Genomic DNA, 19143 nt, shown 5'->3' on the forward strand with positions numbered 1-19143 from the left:
ATCCCGCGTGGGTGAACATGTCACGAGGCGAAATTGACATTCCGTTAGTAATGATTTACCGTAAGTAATGACTTACGAAAAGGCTCTGACAGCGTTAGGCGACACAACCCGCAGGCAGGTGTTTGAAGCAGTCGCACACACGCCCCGATCTGTGGGCGAGATCGCCGCCGAATTGCCGGTCAGCCGCCCTGCGGTGTCGCAGCACCTGAAGGTGCTGTCGGATGCAGGGCTGGTGATGTGCCGCGCGCAAGGTACGCGGCGGATCTATGCTGCGTGTCCGGATGGGTTGGATGCGCTTCGCTCGTGGCTCGACCAATATTGGACGGATGTCATGAGCCGATTTGCGGATGAGGTGAATTCAGAGGGAGAGGGCTCGTGACCGATCCGATCGTCAAAACCGTAATAGTAAACGCCGACGCTACGCGTGCCTTCGACATTTTCGTGAACCGGATTGCGAAATGGTGGCCATTGGACGGGCACGCCGTGTCTGCCACCGGCGGCAAACCGGCCCTTGCGGTGGTGATCGAACCTCGGGTCGGCGGTGCGATCTATGAGACCATGTTCGACGGCGCGCGCGCCGATTGGGGCGAGGTTCTGATCTTCGAAGAGGGCAAGCGACTGGCCTTCACGTGGCACCCCGGCACGAACACGGAAAAACCGACGCGGGTTGAGGTGCTGTTTGAGGCGCAGGACAGCGGCAAGGCCAAGGTAACGCTGATCCATTCCGGGTGGGAGGTCTGGGCAACCGAGGCAGCAGACAAGCGCGCGAACTATGACAAAGGCTGGGATTTTGTCCTGGGTGACTGTTATGCAAATGCCGTTGCACAATGAAAAAGGGCGGCCACCGGGGCCGCCCTTTCGCTGACAAAGGCCAGTCTTAGTTCTTTTCTTTGTCGACCATTTTACCGGCCGAGATCCAGGGCATCATGCCACGCAGCTTGGCGCCGGTTTCCTCGATCATGTGCTCGTCATTGGCGCGGCGCGACGCTTTGATGGTCGGCTGGCCAACGGCGTTTTCCAGCATGAAGTCTCGGACGAATTTGCCCTGCTGGATGTCGTTCAGGACCTCTTTCATGCGCGCTTTGGTCTCGTCGTATTTCAGGATACGCGGGCCGGTGACGTACTGACCGTACTCGGCAGTGTTCGAGATCGAGTAATCCATGTTCGCGATGCCGCCTTCATAGATCAGGTCAACGATCAGTTTCACTTCGTGCAGACACTCGAAATAGGCCATCTCGGGCGCATAACCGGCCTCAACCAGAGTTTCAAAGCCGCAGCGGATCAGTTCGACCAGACCGCCGCACAGAACGGCCTGCTCGCCGAACAGGTCGGTTTCGCATTCTTCGCGGAAGTTGGTTTCGATGATGCCGGAACGACCGCCACCGATGGCCGAGCAGTAGGACAGGCCGATTTCCAGCGCTTTGCCAGTTGCGTCGCTGTGAACCGCCACCAGGCAGGGCACGCCGCCGCCTTTGGTGTATTCGCCGCGCACGGTGTGGCCGGGGCCTTTGGGGGCCATCATGATGACGTCGACGCCCTCTTTCGGCTCGATCAGGCCGAAATGCACGTTCAGGCCGTGGGCGAACGCGATGGCGGCACCGGGCTTGATGTTGTCATGCACGTATTTTTTGTAAGTCTCAGCCTGCAGTTCATCGGGCATGGTGAACATGATGACGTCGCACCATGCAGCCGCTTCCGAGATTTCCATGACCTTCAGGCCTTCGCCTTCGGCTTTCTTGGCCGAGGGCGAACCTTCGCGCAGGGCGACGACCAGGTTCTTGGCGCCCGAGTCGCGCAGGTTTAGCGCGTGGGCGTGACCTTGGCTGCCATAGCCCAGGATGGCCACTTTTTTGTCTTTGATCAGGTTGATGTCGCAATCGCGATCGTAATAGACGCGCATGTCGCTGGTCCTTTCAGTTTCGATTGCTGCGCTTTTATCCCGAGCGTTTGGTATTGGCGATAGGGTTGGGATCGAGTAACTGGAAAAAAGATGAAGAGTAATTCGTGTAAATCAAAACATGCGAAAAAATCATGCTTGATGATATTGATCGCCGCATCCTGCGCCATTTTCAAGCCGAGCCGAGCCTGACCACCGCCGAACTGGCCGAGCGATGCCGGATCAGCGCGGGTGTGTGCTGGCGCCGGATCGAAAAGATGCAGGCGGCCGGGATCATCGAGAGGCAAGAGGCCGTGATCGATTGGGCGGCGCTGGGCTATGCGGTCGAGGTCTCGTTGCGGGTGACGCTGGACAAAACCCAGGCGCGGGCCTTTGACGATTTCACGGCGGCGGCGCGTGAGGTGGCCGAGGTGATCGAGATTCAGACCTTTCTGGGCCGGGTCGATGTGCGCCTGTCCGTGCTTGCCCGCGACATGAGCCACTATCAGCAGGTCTATCGCGACCGGATTCTGACCCTGCCGCATATCGCGGATATCGAGGCGCTGATGCATATCGCGCGGGTCAAGCGGGACGAGGTGCTGCCAGTATGACCGAACTGGACGAGATTGATCGCAAGATCCTGCGCGCGTTGGTTCAGGACGCGACCCAAAGTGCCGGTGCGCTCGGGCGTCGGTTTGGCTTGTCACAGCCCGCGACCTGGCGGCGGATTCGCCGGTTGGAAGAGGCGGGCGTGATCAAGGGGCGGCGGCTGCGCCTGAATGCTGAGGCGCTGGGATTCGGCGTGACCGTCTTTCTGGGCGTCAAGCTGGCGCGCAAGGGGCAGGTCAGCCTTGAGGATTTCGAGCGCGCTGTCAGCGCCATCCCCGAGGTGCAGACCGTCGAGCATGTCCTGGGGCTTTATGATTACCGCCTGCGCGTCGTGGCACGGGATCTGGCCGATTTCGAGCGGGTCCTGCGGCGGCGGGTGATGACCTTACCGGGGGCCGGTGAGGTCGAGGCCAATGTCTTGCTGAGCGAGGAACGCCTGCCGGGGCCGATTGGCTGATTCTGGTCAGTATTTGGTGTGAATGCGGAAGCCCGGATGATGGGTCATGCGCGCGAATGTCATCGGTAACCCGTCTTTCCACGTCGTCCGTTCCAGTTGAATCATCGAAGTGCCTGTGGTTGTTCCCATGAAGTCGGCCAGACGATTGTCGGCCGAGATTGCACAAAAGGCGATCTCGGCCTCGGTGAAAGGCGCGGCGTTCAGCAGCCATTCATGTGGGCCGCTCGCGTTGAGATCGGCATGCTCAACATCAGGCACGGCATCGATGTTGATCCAGCGTTCTTCCAGTTGAAAGGGGCGGTTGTCGGCATAATGCATGCAGATCACGTGCAGAACCCGCGCGTCGGGTTCGACATTCAGTTGCGAGGTCAGCCAACCGGGGCTGTGCACCACATTCCGTTCGACCAGAGCATAACGATAGACCGAGTTCTGATTCTCGACCGCCTGACGAGCCAGCGAAATCTCAAGCTTGGCCTGTTTGCGAGGCTCTTTCTTGACCCGCGTTCCGCTTTTTCGTTTGCGTTCGACAAAACCCTGATCGGCCAGTTCGCGCAACGCCCGGTTTACGGTGGCACGGGCACAGTTGAACTCTTCCGCAAGTTGGGTTTCGGTGGGCAGAAGTGAGCCCTGAGGCCAGATGCGGGATTCAATCCGACGTTTAACTTCGTCCCGGACGACTTGGAAACTAATCCGTTTTTGCGCAGTCACGAGGTATTTAATCCATTCTTGTTCTAAGTGAATGTATCTGTTCAGAAACACCTAAGGGTGTAAAGAGAGGCTGACTCTAATTGGCGTCATTTCTGGCAATTGTTGCACGTAAAATCTCAAAATAAAACTTAAGGTTGCAATTGACCTCAGGTCAAGCGAGGCGCGGGTTTGGTGCTTTACCGGGCCTGCGAGACAGGGCAGAAGTAGAGGGAACAACTAAAAAGGACATGTCATGCCTGCATTGCTGGAAACTGTTGATCCGGATGGCCTCGAAGAATTCTCGGTGGTCTTCACGGATCGTTCGCTCAACCATATGTCGGCCAGCTTTCAGCAGGTGATGCGCGATATCTCGGGGATGCTGCGCGAGGTCTATAACGCTGACGGTGTGGCCGTCATTCCCGGCGGTGGCACCTATGGGATGGAGGCCGTAGCGCGCCAGTTCGCCCGCGATGCCAATGTGCTGGTGGTCCGTAACGGTTGGTTCTCCTATCGCTGGAGCCAGATTATCGAGTCTGGTGCGCTGACCGCTCAGACGACGGTTCTGAAGGCGCGTGAGACGGGGAATGCCAGCCCGTCGCCCTTTGCTCCGGCCCCGATTGATGAGGTTGTGGAGGCAATCCGCGAGAAGCGTCCGGATATCGTCTTTGCCCCGCATGTCGAGACATCTGCCGGAGTGATTCTGCCCGATGACTATGTGACGGCGATGGCCGCTGCGGCGCATGAGGTGGGGGCGTTGATGGTGCTGGACTGCATCGCCTCGGGCTGCGCGTGGATCGATATGAAAGCGACCGGTGTCGACGTTCTGATCTCAGCCCCGCAAAAGGGCTGGAGCGCGACGCCCTGCGCCGGTCTGGTCATGTTGTCCGAACGGGCCGAGGCGCGACTGGAGCAGACCAGCTCGGACAGTTTTGCCATTGATCTGAAGAAATGGCGCCAGATCATGCAGGCGTATGAGAATGGCGGTCACGCCTATCACGCGACCATGCCCACGGATTCGCTGCGCGCTTTCCGGGATACCATGGCCGAAACGCGGGACTACGGGTTCGAGAAGCTGCGGGTGGCGCAATGGGCGCTGGGGGATGGCGTACGGGCCTATCTGAAAGGCAAGGGCGTCATGTCGGTTGCCGCTGACGGGTTTGGTGCCCCCGGCGTGGTGGTCAGTTATACCACCGACCCCGAGGTGCAGAACGGCAAGAAATTCGCCGCCCTCGGTATGCAGATCGCCGCTGGTGTGCCGCTGCAATGTGATGAGCCCGAAGGGTTCAGCACTTTCCGTCTGGGCCTGTTCGGGCTCGACAAGCTTTATGATGTGGACGGCACGATTGGGCGCCTGAAACGGGTGCTGGATCAGGTGCTTTAATCAGCAGGGTCTCAGCGCACGCCGAGACCCATCTGCATCAGCGTCTTGCGCACGGGCGGCAGGGAATAGAGCGCATTCAACCCCATCGCCCGCGCATCGCGCAGCGGTCGCGCCTCGATCATCGAGGCGCGGTTGAGCAGGTCGATGCCTTTGACGCGCAGTTCGATCTCGGTATGGCGGGCCTTGTGATAGGCCTCCAGCATCTGCGCATCGCCCAAGCCTTCGGGGCGGGCTTGCGCCAGTTCCAGCAGGCTGCGCAGATCACCCAGCGACATGTTCAGGCCTTGCGCACCGATGGGGGGCACCACATGGGCGGCCTCGGCCATCAGCGCGATGCGTTCGCCCGACAGCCGGTCCGCCGACTGGCTGATGATCGGCCAGATCGTCCGGCGCGAGGCCAGCTTCAGCGGCCCCAACAAGCCGCAGGAGCGTTCGGTCATCGCTGCCTCGAACGCCTCGGGTTCAAGGTTCAGCAGTTCGACGGCGCGCGGGCCGCGTTCCATCCAGACAATCGCCGATGACGGCTGACCCTGCCAGTCGGGCAGGGGGACCAGGGTGAACGGTCCGCCCGAGCGGTGAATCTCGGTCGAGACATTTTCATGCGGGATCGGATGGGTGACCGCAAAGGCCAGCGCCTTCTGACCATAGCGCGTGGTGTGGACGTTAATCCCGACGGCCTCTCGCATCGGCGAGCTGCGCCCGTCTGCGGCGATTACAAGTTTGCAGCGGACGCGAGTTCCATCGCTCAGGCCCACGCGGGCCTCGGCGGTGCGGGTGAACAGGCTGACAGTACCGGTGCCGGGGCGGAAGTCGACATTGGGCAGCTCGGCCAGCCGCGCCACCATTTCGCGTCGCAACAGCCAGTTGGGCAGGTTCCACCCGAACGGCTGGTCCGAGATATCGGCGGCGTTGAAGTCACGCACCACGCGGGGTTCGGGCACATCGCCGCCTGCATCCACGATGCGCATGATCTGCAAGGGCGCGGCATGGGCGTCCAGCCGGGCCCAGAGGCCGCATTGTTCCAGCAACCCATGTGCAGGCTGCAGGAACGCAGTGGTGCGCAGGTCCGAGCCGTCTACGTCGCGTTCGGTGATCGGCGGGGTGGGGTCGACGCAGATCACGTCGAACCCGGCGGCGCCAAACGCGGCGGCGGCGGTCAGGCCGGCAATGCCGCCGCCGGAAATCAGGATGTCACAGCTATCAGTCATGGGCAGTTCTCCGTTGCCGCAGACCCTAGTGCCGTTCCGTGGCAGGTGCCAAGTGACATCCTGTCTCGTATCCTAGCCCCGCGAGATCAGAAGCAGGATCAGGAACATCACCGGCACCATCATCAGGGCAGGGATGTAAAGGCCGGGAACGCCGAACAGCATGATTGAACAGCCCCACATGCTGATGATGGCCGCGGCGGTATAATACAGGTCCTCGGCCTGAGCATTGGACACATCGCGGGCCATCCAGCCAAACAGGGGCACTGCAAACAAGAGGCGCTGCCAGATGGGCGGGCGCGCATGGATATCGAGCGCGGTCATTGGGGTCTCCGATTCTGTTCGTCGCTGGGGTGCATATGGAGATTATGCTGCACCTGCGAAACGCACAGATCGTCGCAGTGTGACAGCCTATCGCAGGCGGCCCAGAAAGCCGGTCAGATCGTCGGTGTGGTGATGAATGTGATCAGCCTCGTGCGGGTCGGGTGCGACATGCACGGTACGCATTCCCATCTCATGCGGGGCGGCCAGATTGCGCGGATCATCCTCGAACATGGCAGCCTTTTGGGCCTCGATCCCATCCTGCGCAAAGATCGCCTCGAACGCGGCTTTTTGCGGCTTGGGGCGATAGCCTGCATGTTCGACCCCGTAGATCGCATCGAACAGGCCATCCAACCCGCGCGCGGACAGAACCCGTTCGGCATAAGGCGCTGATCCGTTGGTATAGACAATGCGCCGCCCGGGCAGGGCGCGGATATGGTCGGCCAGTGCGGCATCGGGCTCCATATGGCTCATGTCCACCTGATGCACGGCGTGCAGATAGGGGTCTGGGTCCAGATCATGCTCGGCCATCAGGCCCGCCAGCGTGGTGCCGTATTGCCGCCAATAATGCGAGCGCAGCCGGTCGGCCTCGGGGCGGTCGACGCCGATGGCCTGCACCACGTAATCCGTCATCAGCACCTCGATCTGATCGAACAGGCGCATATGCGGCGGGTACAATGTATTGTCGAGGTCGAACACCCATTGGGTGACATGAGCAAAGGCCGGTTTCACCATGCTTTGGGTTTAGGGCGGTAGGCTGCGGTTTTCAATGCTGCACTTGATTGGGGGGGCGTGTGGCGGATAGACAGGGCCGAACGAGGAGAGAAAACAGCCGATGCCCCATTCCAAACAGTCCAACAAGGATGCCTACAGTCTGATCCTCGAAGCGATTGATGTGGGGGTCTACAAACCCGGTGACCGGCTGGTGGAAAGCGAACTGGCCGAGCGTTTCGGCGTATCGCGCACCCCGATCCGCGAGGCTCTGCAGCGGCTTGAGACGCAATCGCTGCTCGAGCGGGACGGGCGATCCCTGATCGTAGCATCGCTGGACCACAACCAGATGGCCGAGCTGTACGTGGTGCGGCGCGAGTTGGAGGGGCTGGCCGCGCGGCTGGCAGCCAAGCACGCCACCGAAGAGGAAATCCGCGTGTTGCAGGAGATGGTAATTGCCGACAATAAGCTGCTGGGCGATCCCTCGGCGCTGTCGCGGGCCAACCGGCGGTTTCATGAACAGATCCATCTGGCCTCACACAACCGCTATCTGGTGCAGCAACTGGATCTGGTGCACCGGACCATGGCGCTGATGGCGACCACGTCGCTGGCGGCGGAGGGGCGGGATGAGATCGCCCAGAACGAACATGACGGGATCATCAAGGCCATCGCTGCGCGTGATGAGGATGCTGCCGCGAAGGCGTTGCAGGACCATATCTCGGTCGCGTTCATGACCCGGCTGAAACAGGATGCGATCCAGCGCGAGAAATAGCCGCGTCGGATTCCTCGGCCGCGTGTCCGTGCTGGGTTTTGTCCCAGAAGAACGGGTTGACTGCCAGTTCCCACAGACCTTTATACGCCGCCAGTACACCCAGCGGGTAATACAGTACCATCGTCGGCACCCATGGCAGCAGAAACTTGCGGTTTCCGGCGATGACGCCCAGCATGCCCACCAGAATGTTGGCGGCTTCGGCTGCCAGGAACAGATAGACACAAGCGGTCAGGAAACCGGGTGTCAGAATAGGTTGGAACGGGTGCGGCAGGCCGAAAAAGGCGAGCCAGAACAGCCACAGCACCGGGGCCAACAGGAACTGCCCCAACGTTCCCAGAAAAAAGGCCTGCATCCCCAGAAACTTCAACACCCCCAGATCGCGCAGCAGCTGTCGGGGCGCGCGCATATGCACCAGGTAGGTCACCATGAACCCCTTGAGCCAGCGCGAGCGTTGTTTGACCCAGGGCCAGGCGCGAAAATTGGCCTCTTCATAGGTGGCGGTGTTCACGATCTCGGTCCGATATCCGGCGCGGCACAGGCGCACGCCCAGATCGGCATCTTCGGTGACGTTATGGGCGTCCCAGCCGCCCAGTTCCAGAAGCTTGTCGCGGCGGAAATAGAACGTCGTACCGCCCAGTGGCACGACCAGACCCAGGCGGGCAATGCCTTTCAGGATCACGCGGAACCAACCGCTGTATTCGATAGTGAAACACCGTGACCGCCAATTGGTGCGGGGATTGTAATAGTCCAGAATGCCCTGCAGACAGACCACATCCTCGGGCGCTGCGGAGAATTGACGGACAACCGTTTCGATCTGGTTCGCCGCCGGCGCGTCTTCGGCATCCCAGACGCCCAGAATGTCCCCCCGGCAAAAATCCAGCGCATAGTTCATCGCGCGCGGCTTTGTGGTCAGCTTACCGCGTTGCGGAACCACAATGGCGCGCATCCAACTTGGCAGCTCGATCTGCTTCAGCACCTCTTTGGTCACGTCGTCCTGTTCTTCCAGCACCAGAATGACGTCGAGCAGCGCTTTGGGATAGGTCAGGCGGCGCAGACGGGCGATCAGGACGTCCGCAATCTCACGCTCTTTGTATAGAGGGACAAGGATCGAGACACAGGGCAGGCGGACCGGTTGTTCTGTGTCCGGCTCTTTCCGCGTTTTTCCGGGCCATAGATAGGCGATCAGACCCGAAAGTCTGAGGATCAGGAACAGGCCCAGCGTCAGCAAGGTTGCGCCCAGAAGAAAACTGAGGCCAGAGACCGGAAAGAGAGCGAACAGGATCACGAGCATCAAAGCGGCTGCAATCGGACCCATCCGCGCCTTGGCCGACCAGTTGCGGCAGCTTTGCCGCGCGTCCACACGGGTCTCGGCTGCTTCCGCCAGTGGCTGTCCATAGTGACGGGCGATGGCGGCGTCGATCTGCTCGGTCCCGGCCAGAACCGGGACGATGGTTTGGCCGGTATCCTGCAGGGCCTCGATGATGGCAGGGAAACCGTCGGGCCGGGCAGTGGCAACCAACAGGATAGGACCAACCCGCATCCAGGGCAGCACATTATGCTCCAGCCAGAACTCAATCGGTTTCAGCGCACACAGCTCTGGGGGTGGCGGAATCTGATCAAGGTCGGCGATCTGCAGGCCGGTTTGTTCGGAAAGGGCCGAGAGTACCTGAGCCCGACTGGCCCAGCCTTCCCCGACCAGTATTTCCCCCAAGGGCGCATTCTGGCGCGCCTGCATCCGCAAAGCCTGCGCCAGTTGGTCCGAGGTGATGACACCCTGATCAAGCAGACAGGTTCCAAGCGGTTTACGCGAATGCGGGCCGGGCACAGGCCGCGCCAAGGTCTGACGCTGGAGATTCAGTTCTACCATAAGAAAACCCTGCCGAAAGTCACGCTCGGCAGGGTTGCTTGAACAGGGTTAACGCGCGGTTAACGTTGTTGAATTCCGTATTAAGCTTGTGCTTTTTGGTCCGCCATGGCTGCAGCGAAGCGTTCGAACAGGTAGAAACTGTCCTGTGGGCCGGGCGACGCCTCGGGGTGGTACTGCACCGAATAGACCGGGCGGTCCGTCATGCGGATGCCGCAGTTCGATCCGTCAAACAGCGAGCGGTGGGTTTCCACCACGCCATCGGGCAAGGTCTGCGCATCAACGGCAAAGCCGTGGTTCATCGAGGTGATCTCGACCTTGCCGGTGTCCAGATCCTTGACCGGGTGGTTGGCGCCATGGTGGCCGTGGTTCATCTTGACGGTCTGTCCGCCCAGTGCCAGCGCCAGCATCTGGTGACCCAAACAAATGCCGAAAACAGGCAGGTCGGTGGTGTCCAGAACCTCTTTGATCATCGGCACCGCATATTCGCCAGTTGCCGCCGGGTCGCCGGGGCCGTTGGACAGGAACACGCCGTCAGGGTTATGCGCCAGAACCTCGGCCGCCGTTGCGGTAGCGGGCAGGACGGTCACGTCGCACCCGGCTGAGGCCAGGCAGCGCAGAATGTTGCGCTTGGCGCCGAAGTCGAGCGCGACGACCTTGTGCTGAGGCGCTTCCTGCCGCGTGTAGCCGTCCGGCCAGGCCCAGCGCATCTCGTCCCAGCGATAGCTTTGGGCGCAGGTGACATCCTTGGCCAGATCCATGCCTTCCAGCCCGGCAAATCCACGCGCCGCGGCGACCAGCGCCTCGATATCGAAATTGCCCTCGGGGTCGTGGGCCAGCGCTACGTGTGGCGCGCCCTGCTGACGGATGGCGCGGGTCAGGCGGCGGGTGTCGACGCCACCGATTGCGATGCGACCACGCCGAGCCAGCCAGCTTTTCAGTTCTTCGGCCGAGCGCCAGTTCGACGGCTCGGTCGGGTCCCATTTGACCACCATGCCTGCGGCCACCGGATCGCCGGTTTCGTCATCCTCGGGGTTCACACCGACATTGCCGATATGCGGGAAGGTGAAGGTGACGATCTGGCCCGCGTAAGAGGGGTCGGTCATGATTTCCTGGTAACCGGTCATGGCGGTGTTGAAGCACAGCTCGGCCACGGTCTGGCCGGTTGCGCCGAAGCCAATTCCGTAGAACAGCGTTCCGTCGGCCAATGCCAGACATGCGGTGGGCTTTGACGGGGCGTTCTGGGCCATGGCGCGACTCTCCTGCAAGGTAAACCGGCGCATACCTAAGGGGGTTGCACGCTTTGGTCAAGCCTGTTCAAATTTTGGGCTATTGTTGAAAATCAATAGTTTAGCTGCATTGGTCCCCTGTTGTGCCTGCCTTTTTGTTTCGATATGGTCGGGGTTCCTTTGCCATGGGGATGGACAGACCATATGGATATGCGATCACGGGTGAATGCCGCCCTGAAGCAAGCAATGAAAGACAAAGCGGCCGAGCGTCTGTCGACGCTGCGTCTGATCAACGCCGCGATCAAGGATCGTGATATCGCCTCGCGCGCCTCGGACAATGAAGAGGCGAAAGGCTGTGGCGATGCCGAGGTGCTTGAAATCCTTGGGAAAATGACCAAGCAGCGCAAGGAAAGCGCGCGCGCCTATGAAGAGGGCGGACGTCTGGATCTGGCCGAGCGTGAATTGCGCGAGGTTGAGGTGATCGAGGAGTTCCTGCCCAAGCAGCTGGACGACGATGAGGTCAGCAAAGCGATTCAAACCGCCATCACGGCCACGGGCGCGGGGTCGATCCGCGATATGGGCAAGGTGATGGGAGAGCTGAAAACGCGCTATACCGGTCAGATGGATTTCGGCAAGGTCGGGCCGATGGTCAAGGATCATCTGTGCGCCGCCTCGAACGGCGGCTGATCACGCGGGTTCGCGCAGTTTCCGGTTCAGATCATCGTAAAGCGCGATCCGCTCATCCTCGGACAGGAACGCGCCGATTTCAACCTCGCGCCCATCACCGATCAATGTCACGTAATGCGGCACAGGTCCGCCGCTCGTGTGCATCTCGGGGCGGGCCCAGTAACGATTGCAGGACCATTCCTGATCACCCCTCAGCGGGTGGTGATGCACAAGCCGCGCCTGCGTCTTGTCCAGCGTCAGCACCTCGAACACGCTGCGCGCGCGATAGTTTGTCTGGATCGCCAGCCAGAGGCCCAGCACCGTCAGCAGCAGGAAGGGCAGCAAGCCCCACAGGACGACAGAGCCCAGCATCGCCAGCAGCGGAATCAGCCCGAACAGGAACACCGACAGGATGACGATCATGGCGCCGCGCGGGGGAAGGGAGTTGTGCGGCCACAGGCGCAACTCTTGTCTGGAATCCGAGGTTTGAGTCCATCGATAAGGCATGGCCGGAACCTAGCTCAGAAAACGACAAAGTCGAAGCCCAAAACTGTCAGATCACGTGCCCGACGCGCGCCCAGGACAGCGCGTCGTCCAGACGATCATCGCCCCAGAACACCTCATCACGTACGACGAAGCTGGGCGCGCCGAATACACCCAATTGAAGTGCGGTGTTGGTCTCGGCCTCCAGTGCCTCAACCATGTCCGGACTTCGGGCGCGGGCAAGGGCCAGGCGCGGGTCCTGTTGGGTGCGATGCAGGGCTTCGGTGATGGCGGTCTCAGATCCCGCCTCGATCCCCTCTTCGAACCAGATACTGTAAAGTACCTGGGTATACGTCTTGCCCCAGCCTTCGGTCATGCCCAGCAAGGCAACCTGATTGGTCAGCGCAAGGTCTGAAACCGGGTAGGGGGCAGGCAGGTTGGCGTGGATGTGATACTTTGCCGCCCGACGTTCGATATCGCGCCACATATAGGCGGATTTGACCGGCTTGCCGGCAAAGGGGATGTTTTGCTGTTCGGACATGACAGTGCGCACGTTGAACGGACGCCATTTCACAGTGGCATCATGTTCCGCGCACCAGTCGTCCAGCCGTTTGATGGTCAGGAAGCTGTAGGTGCTGCCGATGGAGTACCAAAAGTCGATCTCGGGCATCGCAAACCCCTCCGGTTGGCCGGATACATCGCGCGAACCAGAATAGCCTATTTTTGCTGTTCTGGCGACTGCCCAGCCTGTCCAAGCCGCTCCGGAACGAAAAACCCCGCCTCGATGGGCGGGGTTATCCAGTCTCTCAGGTCGGGATCAGTGCGCGTGGCCCTTGTCCCAATCTTCCTGCTTGGGCAGCTGCTCGAACGTGTGCTCGGGCGGCGGCGAAGGCAGGGTCCATTCCAGCGTATCCGCGTATTCGTTCCAGTAGTTGTTCCGGGTTTCACGCGCGCCACGTGTCAGGGCGTAGATCACGATACCGAAGAACAGCAGGAACGAGGCGAAGGAGATGAAGGCGCCAATCGACGAAACAAAGTTCCACTGGGCGAATGCCTCGGGGTAGTCGATGTAACGGCGCGGCATGCCCTGACGGCCCAGGAAGTGCTGCGGGAAGAAGGTCAGGTTGGCGCCGATGAAGAACAGCCAGAAGTGAACCTTGCCCCAGAATTCCGAGTATTGGCGACCGGTCATCTTGGCGAAGTAGAAGTAGATCCCTGCAAAGATCGCAAAGACAGCACCCAGGCTCATCACATAGTGGAAGTGCGCAACCACGTAGTAGGTGTCGTGATAGGCACGGTCCACGCCCGCCTGCGACAGCACAACGCCGGTCACACCGCCAACGGTGAACAGGAACAGGAAACCGAAGGCAAACAGCATCGGCGTCTTGAACTCGATGGAACCGCCCCACATGGTCGCGATCCACGAGAAGACCTTAACCCCTGTCGGAACCGCGATGACCATCGTGGCCAGCATGAAGTAGGCCTGCTGACGCAGCGACATGCCAACGGTGTACATGTGGTGCGCCCACACGACGAAGCCCAGAACACCGATTGCGATGATCGCCCAAACCATCGGCAGGTAACCGAAGATCGGCTTGCGCGAGAAGGTGGCGATCACGTGGCTAATGATGCCGAAGCCGGGCAGGATCACGATGTACACTTCCGGGTGGCCGAAGAACCACAGGATGTGCTGATACAGGATCGGGTCGCCACCACCGGCCGGGTCAAAGAAGGTGAAACCAAAGTTGCGATCCATCAGGAGCATGGTGATCGCGCCTGCCAGAACCGGCAGCGACAACAGAATCAGCCACGAAGTGACGAAGATCGACCAGCTGAACAGCGGCACCTTGAACAGGGTCATGCCCGGGGCACGCATGTTCAGGAAGGTGGTGATCATGTTGATCGCGCCGAGGATCGAGGAGGCGCCCGATACGTGCACGGCAAAGATCGCAAGGTCCATGGACATGCCGCCCTCGGTCGTCGACAGCGGCGGGTACAGAACCCAGCCGACGCCAGAACCGAGCTGGTCATTGCCACCTGGGCTCAGCAGCGATGCGACGCCCAGCGAGGTGCCGGCAACATACAGCCAGAAAGACAGGTTGTTCATCCGCGGGAACGCCATATCCGGCGCGCCGATCTGCAACGGCATGAAATAGTTGCCAAATCCGCCAAACAGCGCGGGGATGACCACGAAGAACATCATCAGAACACCGTGATAGGTGATCATCACGTTCCACAGATGTCCGTTAGGGGTACAAGGATCGGCCATGAAGCCTTCGAGGCACATGTACTGAACACCGGGGTGCATCAGCTCGAGCCGCATGTAAACGGTCATCAGAACCGAGATCAGACCGGCAAGTGCCGAGAAGATCAGGTAAAGAATCCCGATGTCCTTGTGGTTGGTCGACATGAACCAGCGCTGGAAGAATGTGCGCTGGTCTTCATGGTCGTGACCATGAATGGCTGCGTCTGCCATTAGGTGCCTCCTGTTGCAACTACACCGCGCAGCCGGACCTCTCCAACGCGCGGGATTCCTGCTGGTTTTAGATTGCGAAGGGGCGACCTTCAATGGTCGAGTTTGATCTGGATCAAGAATAATTGTCGCGGGCTGGCATTGCTGCCCGACAAACAGACCTTGGATACGAGTGATTTGGGAGTTCCATCCGTGATTTCAAGTGAGGCTGGAGGGAAACCCGCTTGACCCGCATCTGGCGGCGGCTCAGAACAACAGCAAAGTTCAACACCGGAGGCCCGAGATGACCGCTTATGATCCCGAAAACGTCTTTGCCAAGATCCTGCGCGGGGAAATCCCGTCGAACCGTGTGTATGAAGACGATGATACAGTCGCTCTGATGGATATCATGCCCCGGTCGGACGGCCACCTGCTGGTCATTCCGAAAACTCCCTGCCGCAACATGCTGGATGCCTCGGCTGAACAACTGATTGCGGTTATGGCGACGGTGCAGAAGATGGCGCATGCTGTCAAAGCTGCCTTTGATGCCGACGGAGTCACCATTCAGCAGTTCAACGAAGCCGCAGGCGGGCAGGAGGTGTTTCACCTGCATGTCCACGTCTTGCCACGTCACGAAGGTGTCTCGATGCGTCCGCCGGGCAAGATGGGAGATTTCGACCAGATCGCCGAGCATGCTGACAAGATTCGCGCTGCATTGGCCTGAACCTGATGGGATCCGCTTGCGATCAAGTTCCAAGCAAACGGGAAACGCCGTGCGGGCCTGCCTTTGTCCGGCTGTTCCGAAAAACAGATACCCCAAAATGAGAATTGCCGTTCCGATATGGGGTCGGAACGGCAGACTCGTAACCAAGCACTTCTCGGATTTCGCGGGAGCAGCCCCGTGATCACCGGTTAACACACCACTCACTCATGAACGGTAACTCTATACTATGTGGTTAGATGGCGTTTGTAAGGAGGGGATGTGAAGAATCCCTGAATTTAAGGCGAATTGGGGCGATTCAAAGGAAACGGCTGTATGGTTTGAGAAACAGAATGACGGGATTCCGGGCATTGTTGTTTCGGACTTTTGATCTGGTCGCCTCGGGTACGTGGAATCACTTATGCGTCAGACACCTTCGGCGATGAAGATTTCATTGAAGGTCTTTTTGAGCGCCACATCGACGTCATCCATCGTCACCGGCAACCCCAGATCGACCAGAGACGTCACCCCGTGTTCCTGAATGCCGCAGGGAACGATACCAGAGAAATGGGACAAGTCGGGCTCAACATTGATCGAGATGCCGTGAAAACTGATCCACTTCCGCAGGCGGATCCCGATGGCCGCGATCTTGTCCTCGGCGGTCTGTCCGCTCACCGTCAGCGGCTTGTCCTGTCGCTGCACCCAGACACCCACACGGCCTTGGCGAATTTCGCCGGTGACGTTGAATTCGGCGAGGGCTGCGATCACCCATTCTTCAAGCTGTTGAACGAAGCGGCGCACGTCGTGGCCGCGTTTTCCCACGTCCAGCATGACATAAACCACGCGCTGACCCGGCCCGTGATAGGTGTATTGACCGCCACGTTTGCTTTCATAAACCGGAAAGCGGTCCGGGTCTGTCAGGTCTTCACGCTTCGCGGATGTTCCTGCGGTATAAAGCGGCGGATGCTCCAGCAGCCAAATACACTCGTCCGCCTCGCCTGCCGCAATTGCGGCAACGCGCGCCTCCATGAACGCCGTGGCGTCTTCGTAATTGATCAGCCCGTCAGTGGTCTTCCATTCCATGACAGTTCCTTAGACCGTCTGCGGGGCAGGGGGAAGGGGTCAGGCGGCCTCGGCCAGGCAGCGTTGCAGAACTTGCGCATAGGTGCCGGTGCCCTGCGCACCGGTCAGCAGATATTTCCCGCCGAACACCATCGACGGCACGCCCGAGATGCCCCGGCTGGTCCAGAATTGCTGTTTCTCACGCACCGGCTGAACATGCGCGCCTGAAACGAGCGCCATGCGCGCCGCTTCCGGGTCCAGCCCGGCAAGCTCGACCGCGCCCAGCAACACCTCCGGATCAGAGACATCCTGCTGATTGGTGAAATAGGCCTCGAATAAAGCCAGTTTCAGCGGATGCTGCCGTCCCTGCGTTTCCGCCCAGTCCAGCAACTGATGCGCGGCAAAGGTATTCACGATGCGGCTGTCATCAGTGAAATTGAAGATGAACCCAAGCACAGCCCCCAAGGCGGTCAGCCGATCCCGCGCCTGCTGGCTTTGCTCCGGGGTCGAGCCATATTTTTCGGCGATATGCTCGCGCAGGTTCTGCCCCTCAGGTCCCATTGTCGGGTTCAGTTCGAACGGATGCCAACGCAGGCGGGCCAGTACATTCTCCTGCTTCAGCGCAGCATCGAGTTGACGAAAGCCCACGATACACCACGGGCAGACCACATCCGAGACGACATCAATCTGTAAGGTCGGGCGATGATCAGGCGAGGACATGGGCGGCTCCGGGCTGGTTCGTCTTGCGCTAAGATATGGCCTGCACAGGCGATTTCAATCCACCGCGTTTTGCCTCTTCACATCGTGCGATTCAGCGTCTATACGCCCCTCTACCAAGTCATTGGCAGTGCGGTCGTGGCGGAATTGGTAGACGCGCAGCGTTGAGGTCGCTGTGGGGTAACACCCGTGGAAGTTCGAGTCTTCTCGACCGCACCAGAACCAACTTGACCATCTGGTTGTGGGCCTCAAAAACAAGGACAATCGGCATTTTCCGAGTGTGTCGCATAACACAAACAACACACACGGACAGCACGCAATAGTCTTAGAGCGACGATCAAGTACATCGACTTCATTTTCTGACAATCACCACCGGGCGTTTTCTGATGGACGCGCTATTCGAAGCGGGTCCGGTCAAACCCGATCCGGTTTTTGGTGTCACAGCGTTGGAATGTGTCGATATCCAAACCTACGCGGTAATGACGAGCGAGATCAGCGAGGCATGGGAGGCAAAGGCTTTACGCTCTGCGAGACGGCCCTTAAACTGTGACTGGATGAGTGCGCCAGTCCATGCTGCGAAGTGCCGAGTGAGAAGGGGCAGGACAGGCAGGCTTGAAATTGAGTGAGCTTTGATATCTGTTGTTGTGCCAACAACAGATAGATAGTTTATCGCGACAAAAACATCCATACGCATTGTATGCCGTCAAACGAGTAGTTTATGAACAAGACCTTTTTGCTCGGCCTCGGAGCCCAAAAATCGGGGACAACGTGGACCTTTGATTATCTCAGAAGTTGCGACGAAGTAAATTTCGGCTTCATGAAAGAATACCATATCCTTGACGCGCACTTCGTTCCGTTGTGCAAAAAACAAGAAAAAAGGAAAAAAGCGAAATTCTTAGATGCAGAAAAAAAAGTTGACCAACTAACATCTGGGAAGATTGAAAACATCAGGAACGCCCGCGCGTTTTATGATGATCTAGATAAGTACTTTGACTATTTTAAGCATCTTATTGCTGGTGATAGCGGAAAAAGTGTAACCGGTGATCTGACTCCTACGCACTCAGCCTTGGAGAAAGATCACCTTGAATACGTAGATGAATCGTTTGCGCGTCGTGGTTTCGAAGTTAAGGCTATTCAATTGGTCAGGGATCCAGTGGAGCGTCTGATCTCTGCCGTTAGAATGCGGGAAAGGAACAAGAGACGTCGTAATAACGATAATTCGAATAGCCCCACATCACTGCATGACGAGTTGCTGGGGATTTATCGAATGCATGACCATCCTCAAACTCTGATTAGAAGTAATTATAAGGATATTCGAGAGGCAGCGAAATCTGTTTTTGAAAACAGATATATGATTATTTTTTATGAGGAGCTTTTTGAAGAAGAAACCGTAAGGGGAATTTGCGACTTTCTTGGGGTTTCCTATCGACCTCCAAATTTTGATAAATTTGTTAATCCAAGTAGGACCAAAAACGAAATTCCGGATAGGTTTCGAAGGAGTTTGTTTGGGTTCTACAAGGAACAGTATGACTATTTTGTGAGTGAGTTTGGCGAAAGGAAAATAGGCAGTGTCTGGCAAACTTACCGAGATTTTTGCCGCGAAGATAAGCCCTACGAACGCTTGAATTTGAATCTTGTCAATTCGTTTTCTGAAGAGAAAATGCGCCTGAAAGAAGAATAAAGGCAAATAAAGAAGCATTTCTGAGCGCGATTCCGGGTCAGATAGTCTATTGGTTTGCTACACTGATAGCGTCCCAGACCTCTTCGCCTCTAGAAGTCACACAGAATTGACCGACACAGACAACAACCGTCTATACAGCATACATTCGGGGGGACCTGAAGGCTGCCCTAAGGTATTCCTCCTTTAAAATATAGGGTCAGAGAAGTTGGTTCGAAGTCACCGCATGCTTCTCGACCGCAGCAAACAAGCCTGACTGGTCTACTCGCTCTC

Annotated in this window: 21 protein-coding genes and 1 tRNA gene; 10 read left to right on the forward strand and 12 right to left on the reverse strand. The window is 58.7% G+C overall.

Annotated features, from left to right (window positions below):
- The first annotated feature begins 67 nt into the window (after positions 1-67).
- The gene (locus ACR3E4_RS14700; protein ID WP_480533034.1) at positions 68-379 is read left to right on the forward strand and encodes an ArsR/SmtB family transcription factor; all 312 of its coding nucleotides are present in this window, start codon (positions 68-70) and stop codon (positions 377-379) included.
- A complete protein-coding gene (locus ACR3E4_RS14705) occupies positions 376-831 on the forward strand; it encodes an SRPBCC domain-containing protein (RefSeq protein ID WP_480533032.1) in 456 nt (151 codons plus the stop codon). The genes ACR3E4_RS14700 and ACR3E4_RS14705 overlap by 4 nt, the downstream gene beginning before the upstream one ends.
- Before the next feature lie 46 nt (positions 832-877).
- Here ACR3E4_RS14705 and ilvC read toward each other — a convergent pair whose 3' ends face one another.
- Positions 878-1900 (reverse strand): ketol-acid reductoisomerase, encoded by a 1023-nt coding sequence (ilvC, locus tag ACR3E4_RS14710; protein WP_480533030.1) that lies wholly within the window; start codon positions 1898-1900, stop codon positions 878-880.
- 131 nt (positions 1901-2031) lie between these two features.
- On the opposite strand from ilvC, the gene ACR3E4_RS14715 reads away from it, so the two are divergent.
- The gene (locus ACR3E4_RS14715) at positions 2032-2487 is read left to right on the forward strand and encodes an Lrp/AsnC family transcriptional regulator (RefSeq protein WP_480533028.1); all 456 of its coding nucleotides are present in this window, start codon (positions 2032-2034) and stop codon (positions 2485-2487) included.
- Complete coding sequence (locus tag ACR3E4_RS14720; protein ID WP_480533026.1) at positions 2484-2942, forward strand: Lrp/AsnC family transcriptional regulator; 459 nt, start codon at positions 2484-2486, stop codon at positions 2940-2942. Before ACR3E4_RS14715 ends, ACR3E4_RS14720 begins: the two co-directional genes overlap by 4 nt.
- Before the next feature lie 6 nt (positions 2943-2948).
- Here ACR3E4_RS14720 and ACR3E4_RS14725 read toward each other — a convergent pair whose 3' ends face one another.
- The gene (locus ACR3E4_RS14725; protein ID WP_480533024.1) at positions 2949-3650 is read right to left on the reverse strand and encodes a GntR family transcriptional regulator; all 702 of its coding nucleotides are present in this window, start codon (positions 3648-3650) and stop codon (positions 2949-2951) included.
- Positions 3651-3882: 232 nt separating this feature from the next.
- Between ACR3E4_RS14725 and ACR3E4_RS14730 the strand changes: the two genes are divergently transcribed.
- Positions 3883-5010, forward strand: a complete 1128-nt coding sequence (locus tag ACR3E4_RS14730) for an aminotransferase class V-fold PLP-dependent enzyme (RefSeq protein ID WP_480533022.1) — start codon at positions 3883-3885, stop codon at positions 5008-5010.
- 11 nt (positions 5011-5021) lie between these two features.
- Here ACR3E4_RS14730 and ACR3E4_RS14735 read toward each other — a convergent pair whose 3' ends face one another.
- From ACR3E4_RS14735 to ACR3E4_RS14745, 3 genes are all read right to left on the reverse strand, one after another.
- Complete coding sequence (locus ACR3E4_RS14735; RefSeq protein ID WP_480533020.1) at positions 5022-6218, reverse strand: UbiH/UbiF family hydroxylase; 1197 nt, start codon at positions 6216-6218, stop codon at positions 5022-5024.
- Positions 6219-6290: 72 nt separating this feature from the next.
- Positions 6291-6539, reverse strand: coding sequence for a hypothetical protein (locus ACR3E4_RS14740; RefSeq protein ID WP_480533018.1), 249 nt, complete (start codon positions 6537-6539; stop codon positions 6291-6293).
- An 87-nt stretch (positions 6540-6626) separates the two neighbouring features.
- Positions 6627-7271: a pyrimidine 5'-nucleotidase gene (locus ACR3E4_RS14745; RefSeq protein ID WP_480533016.1), complete on the reverse strand. Its 645-nt coding sequence runs from the start codon at positions 7269-7271 to the stop codon at positions 6627-6629.
- 100 nt (positions 7272-7371) lie between these two features.
- Between ACR3E4_RS14745 and ACR3E4_RS14750 the strand changes: the two genes are divergently transcribed.
- On the forward strand, positions 7372-8019 hold the full coding sequence (locus ACR3E4_RS14750) for a GntR family transcriptional regulator (RefSeq protein ID WP_480533014.1): 648 nt from the start codon (positions 7372-7374) through the stop codon (positions 8017-8019).
- Here ACR3E4_RS14750 and ACR3E4_RS14755 read toward each other — a convergent pair.
- Both ACR3E4_RS14755 and carA read right to left on the reverse strand, forming a co-directional pair.
- Positions 7976-9886 carry a glycosyltransferase gene (locus tag ACR3E4_RS14755; RefSeq protein WP_480533012.1) on the reverse strand — a complete coding sequence of 637 codons (1911 nt, stop codon included), beginning with the start codon at positions 9884-9886 and terminating at the stop codon, positions 7976-7978. The genes ACR3E4_RS14750 and ACR3E4_RS14755 overlap by 44 nt on opposite strands.
- An 80-nt stretch (positions 9887-9966) precedes the next feature.
- Positions 9967-11133, reverse strand: a complete 1167-nt coding sequence (carA, locus tag ACR3E4_RS14760) for a glutamine-hydrolyzing carbamoyl-phosphate synthase small subunit (RefSeq protein WP_480533010.1) — start codon at positions 11131-11133, stop codon at positions 9967-9969.
- Positions 11134-11316: 183 nt separating this feature from the next.
- Here carA and ACR3E4_RS14765 point away from each other — a divergent pair, with 183 nt between their 5' ends.
- On the forward strand, positions 11317-11799 hold the full coding sequence (locus tag ACR3E4_RS14765; protein WP_480470127.1) for a GatB/YqeY domain-containing protein: 483 nt from the start codon (positions 11317-11319) through the stop codon (positions 11797-11799).
- Here the strand turns inward: ACR3E4_RS14765 and ACR3E4_RS14770 are convergent, their stop codons facing one another.
- From ACR3E4_RS14770 to ctaD, 3 genes are all read right to left on the reverse strand, one after another.
- Positions 11800-12285, reverse strand: a complete 486-nt coding sequence (locus ACR3E4_RS14770; RefSeq protein ID WP_480533008.1) for a DUF2244 domain-containing protein — start codon at positions 12283-12285, stop codon at positions 11800-11802.
- Positions 12286-12331: 46 nt separating this feature from the next.
- Positions 12332-12931 carry a DsbA family protein gene (locus ACR3E4_RS14775; RefSeq protein ID WP_480533006.1) on the reverse strand — a complete coding sequence of 200 codons (600 nt, stop codon included), beginning with the start codon at positions 12929-12931 and terminating at the stop codon, positions 12332-12334.
- 147 nt (positions 12932-13078) lie between these two features.
- Positions 13079-14737, reverse strand: coding sequence for a cytochrome c oxidase subunit I (gene ctaD, locus ACR3E4_RS14780; protein WP_480533004.1), 1659 nt, complete (start codon positions 14735-14737; stop codon positions 13079-13081).
- A 280-nt stretch (positions 14738-15017) separates the two neighbouring features.
- Here ctaD and ACR3E4_RS14785 point away from each other — a divergent pair, with 280 nt between their 5' ends.
- A complete protein-coding gene (locus tag ACR3E4_RS14785) occupies positions 15018-15437 on the forward strand; it encodes an HIT family protein (RefSeq protein ID WP_480533002.1) in 420 nt (139 codons plus the stop codon).
- A gap of 402 nt (positions 15438-15839) precedes the next feature.
- On the opposite strand, the gene lipB is transcribed toward ACR3E4_RS14785, so the two are convergent.
- Both lipB and ACR3E4_RS14795 read right to left on the reverse strand, forming a co-directional pair.
- Positions 15840-16496, reverse strand: coding sequence for a lipoyl(octanoyl) transferase LipB (gene lipB, locus ACR3E4_RS14790; RefSeq protein WP_480533000.1), 657 nt, complete (start codon positions 16494-16496; stop codon positions 15840-15842).
- Positions 16497-16535: 39 nt separating this feature from the next.
- Positions 16536-17195, reverse strand: a complete 660-nt coding sequence (locus ACR3E4_RS14795) for a DsbA family oxidoreductase (RefSeq protein ID WP_480532998.1) — start codon at positions 17193-17195, stop codon at positions 16536-16538.
- Positions 17196-17324: 129 nt separating this feature from the next.
- Here ACR3E4_RS14795 and ACR3E4_RS14800 point away from each other — a divergent pair.
- A tRNA-Leu gene (locus ACR3E4_RS14800) sits at positions 17325-17411 on the forward strand.
- Between the two features lie 499 nt (positions 17412-17910).
- Positions 17911-18873: a sulfotransferase gene (locus tag ACR3E4_RS14805; protein ID WP_480532996.1), complete on the forward strand. Its 963-nt coding sequence runs from the start codon at positions 17911-17913 to the stop codon at positions 18871-18873.
- Positions 18874-19143 lie beyond the last annotated feature (270 nt).

The organism is Ruegeria sp. AP11, from assembly GCF_056535865.1.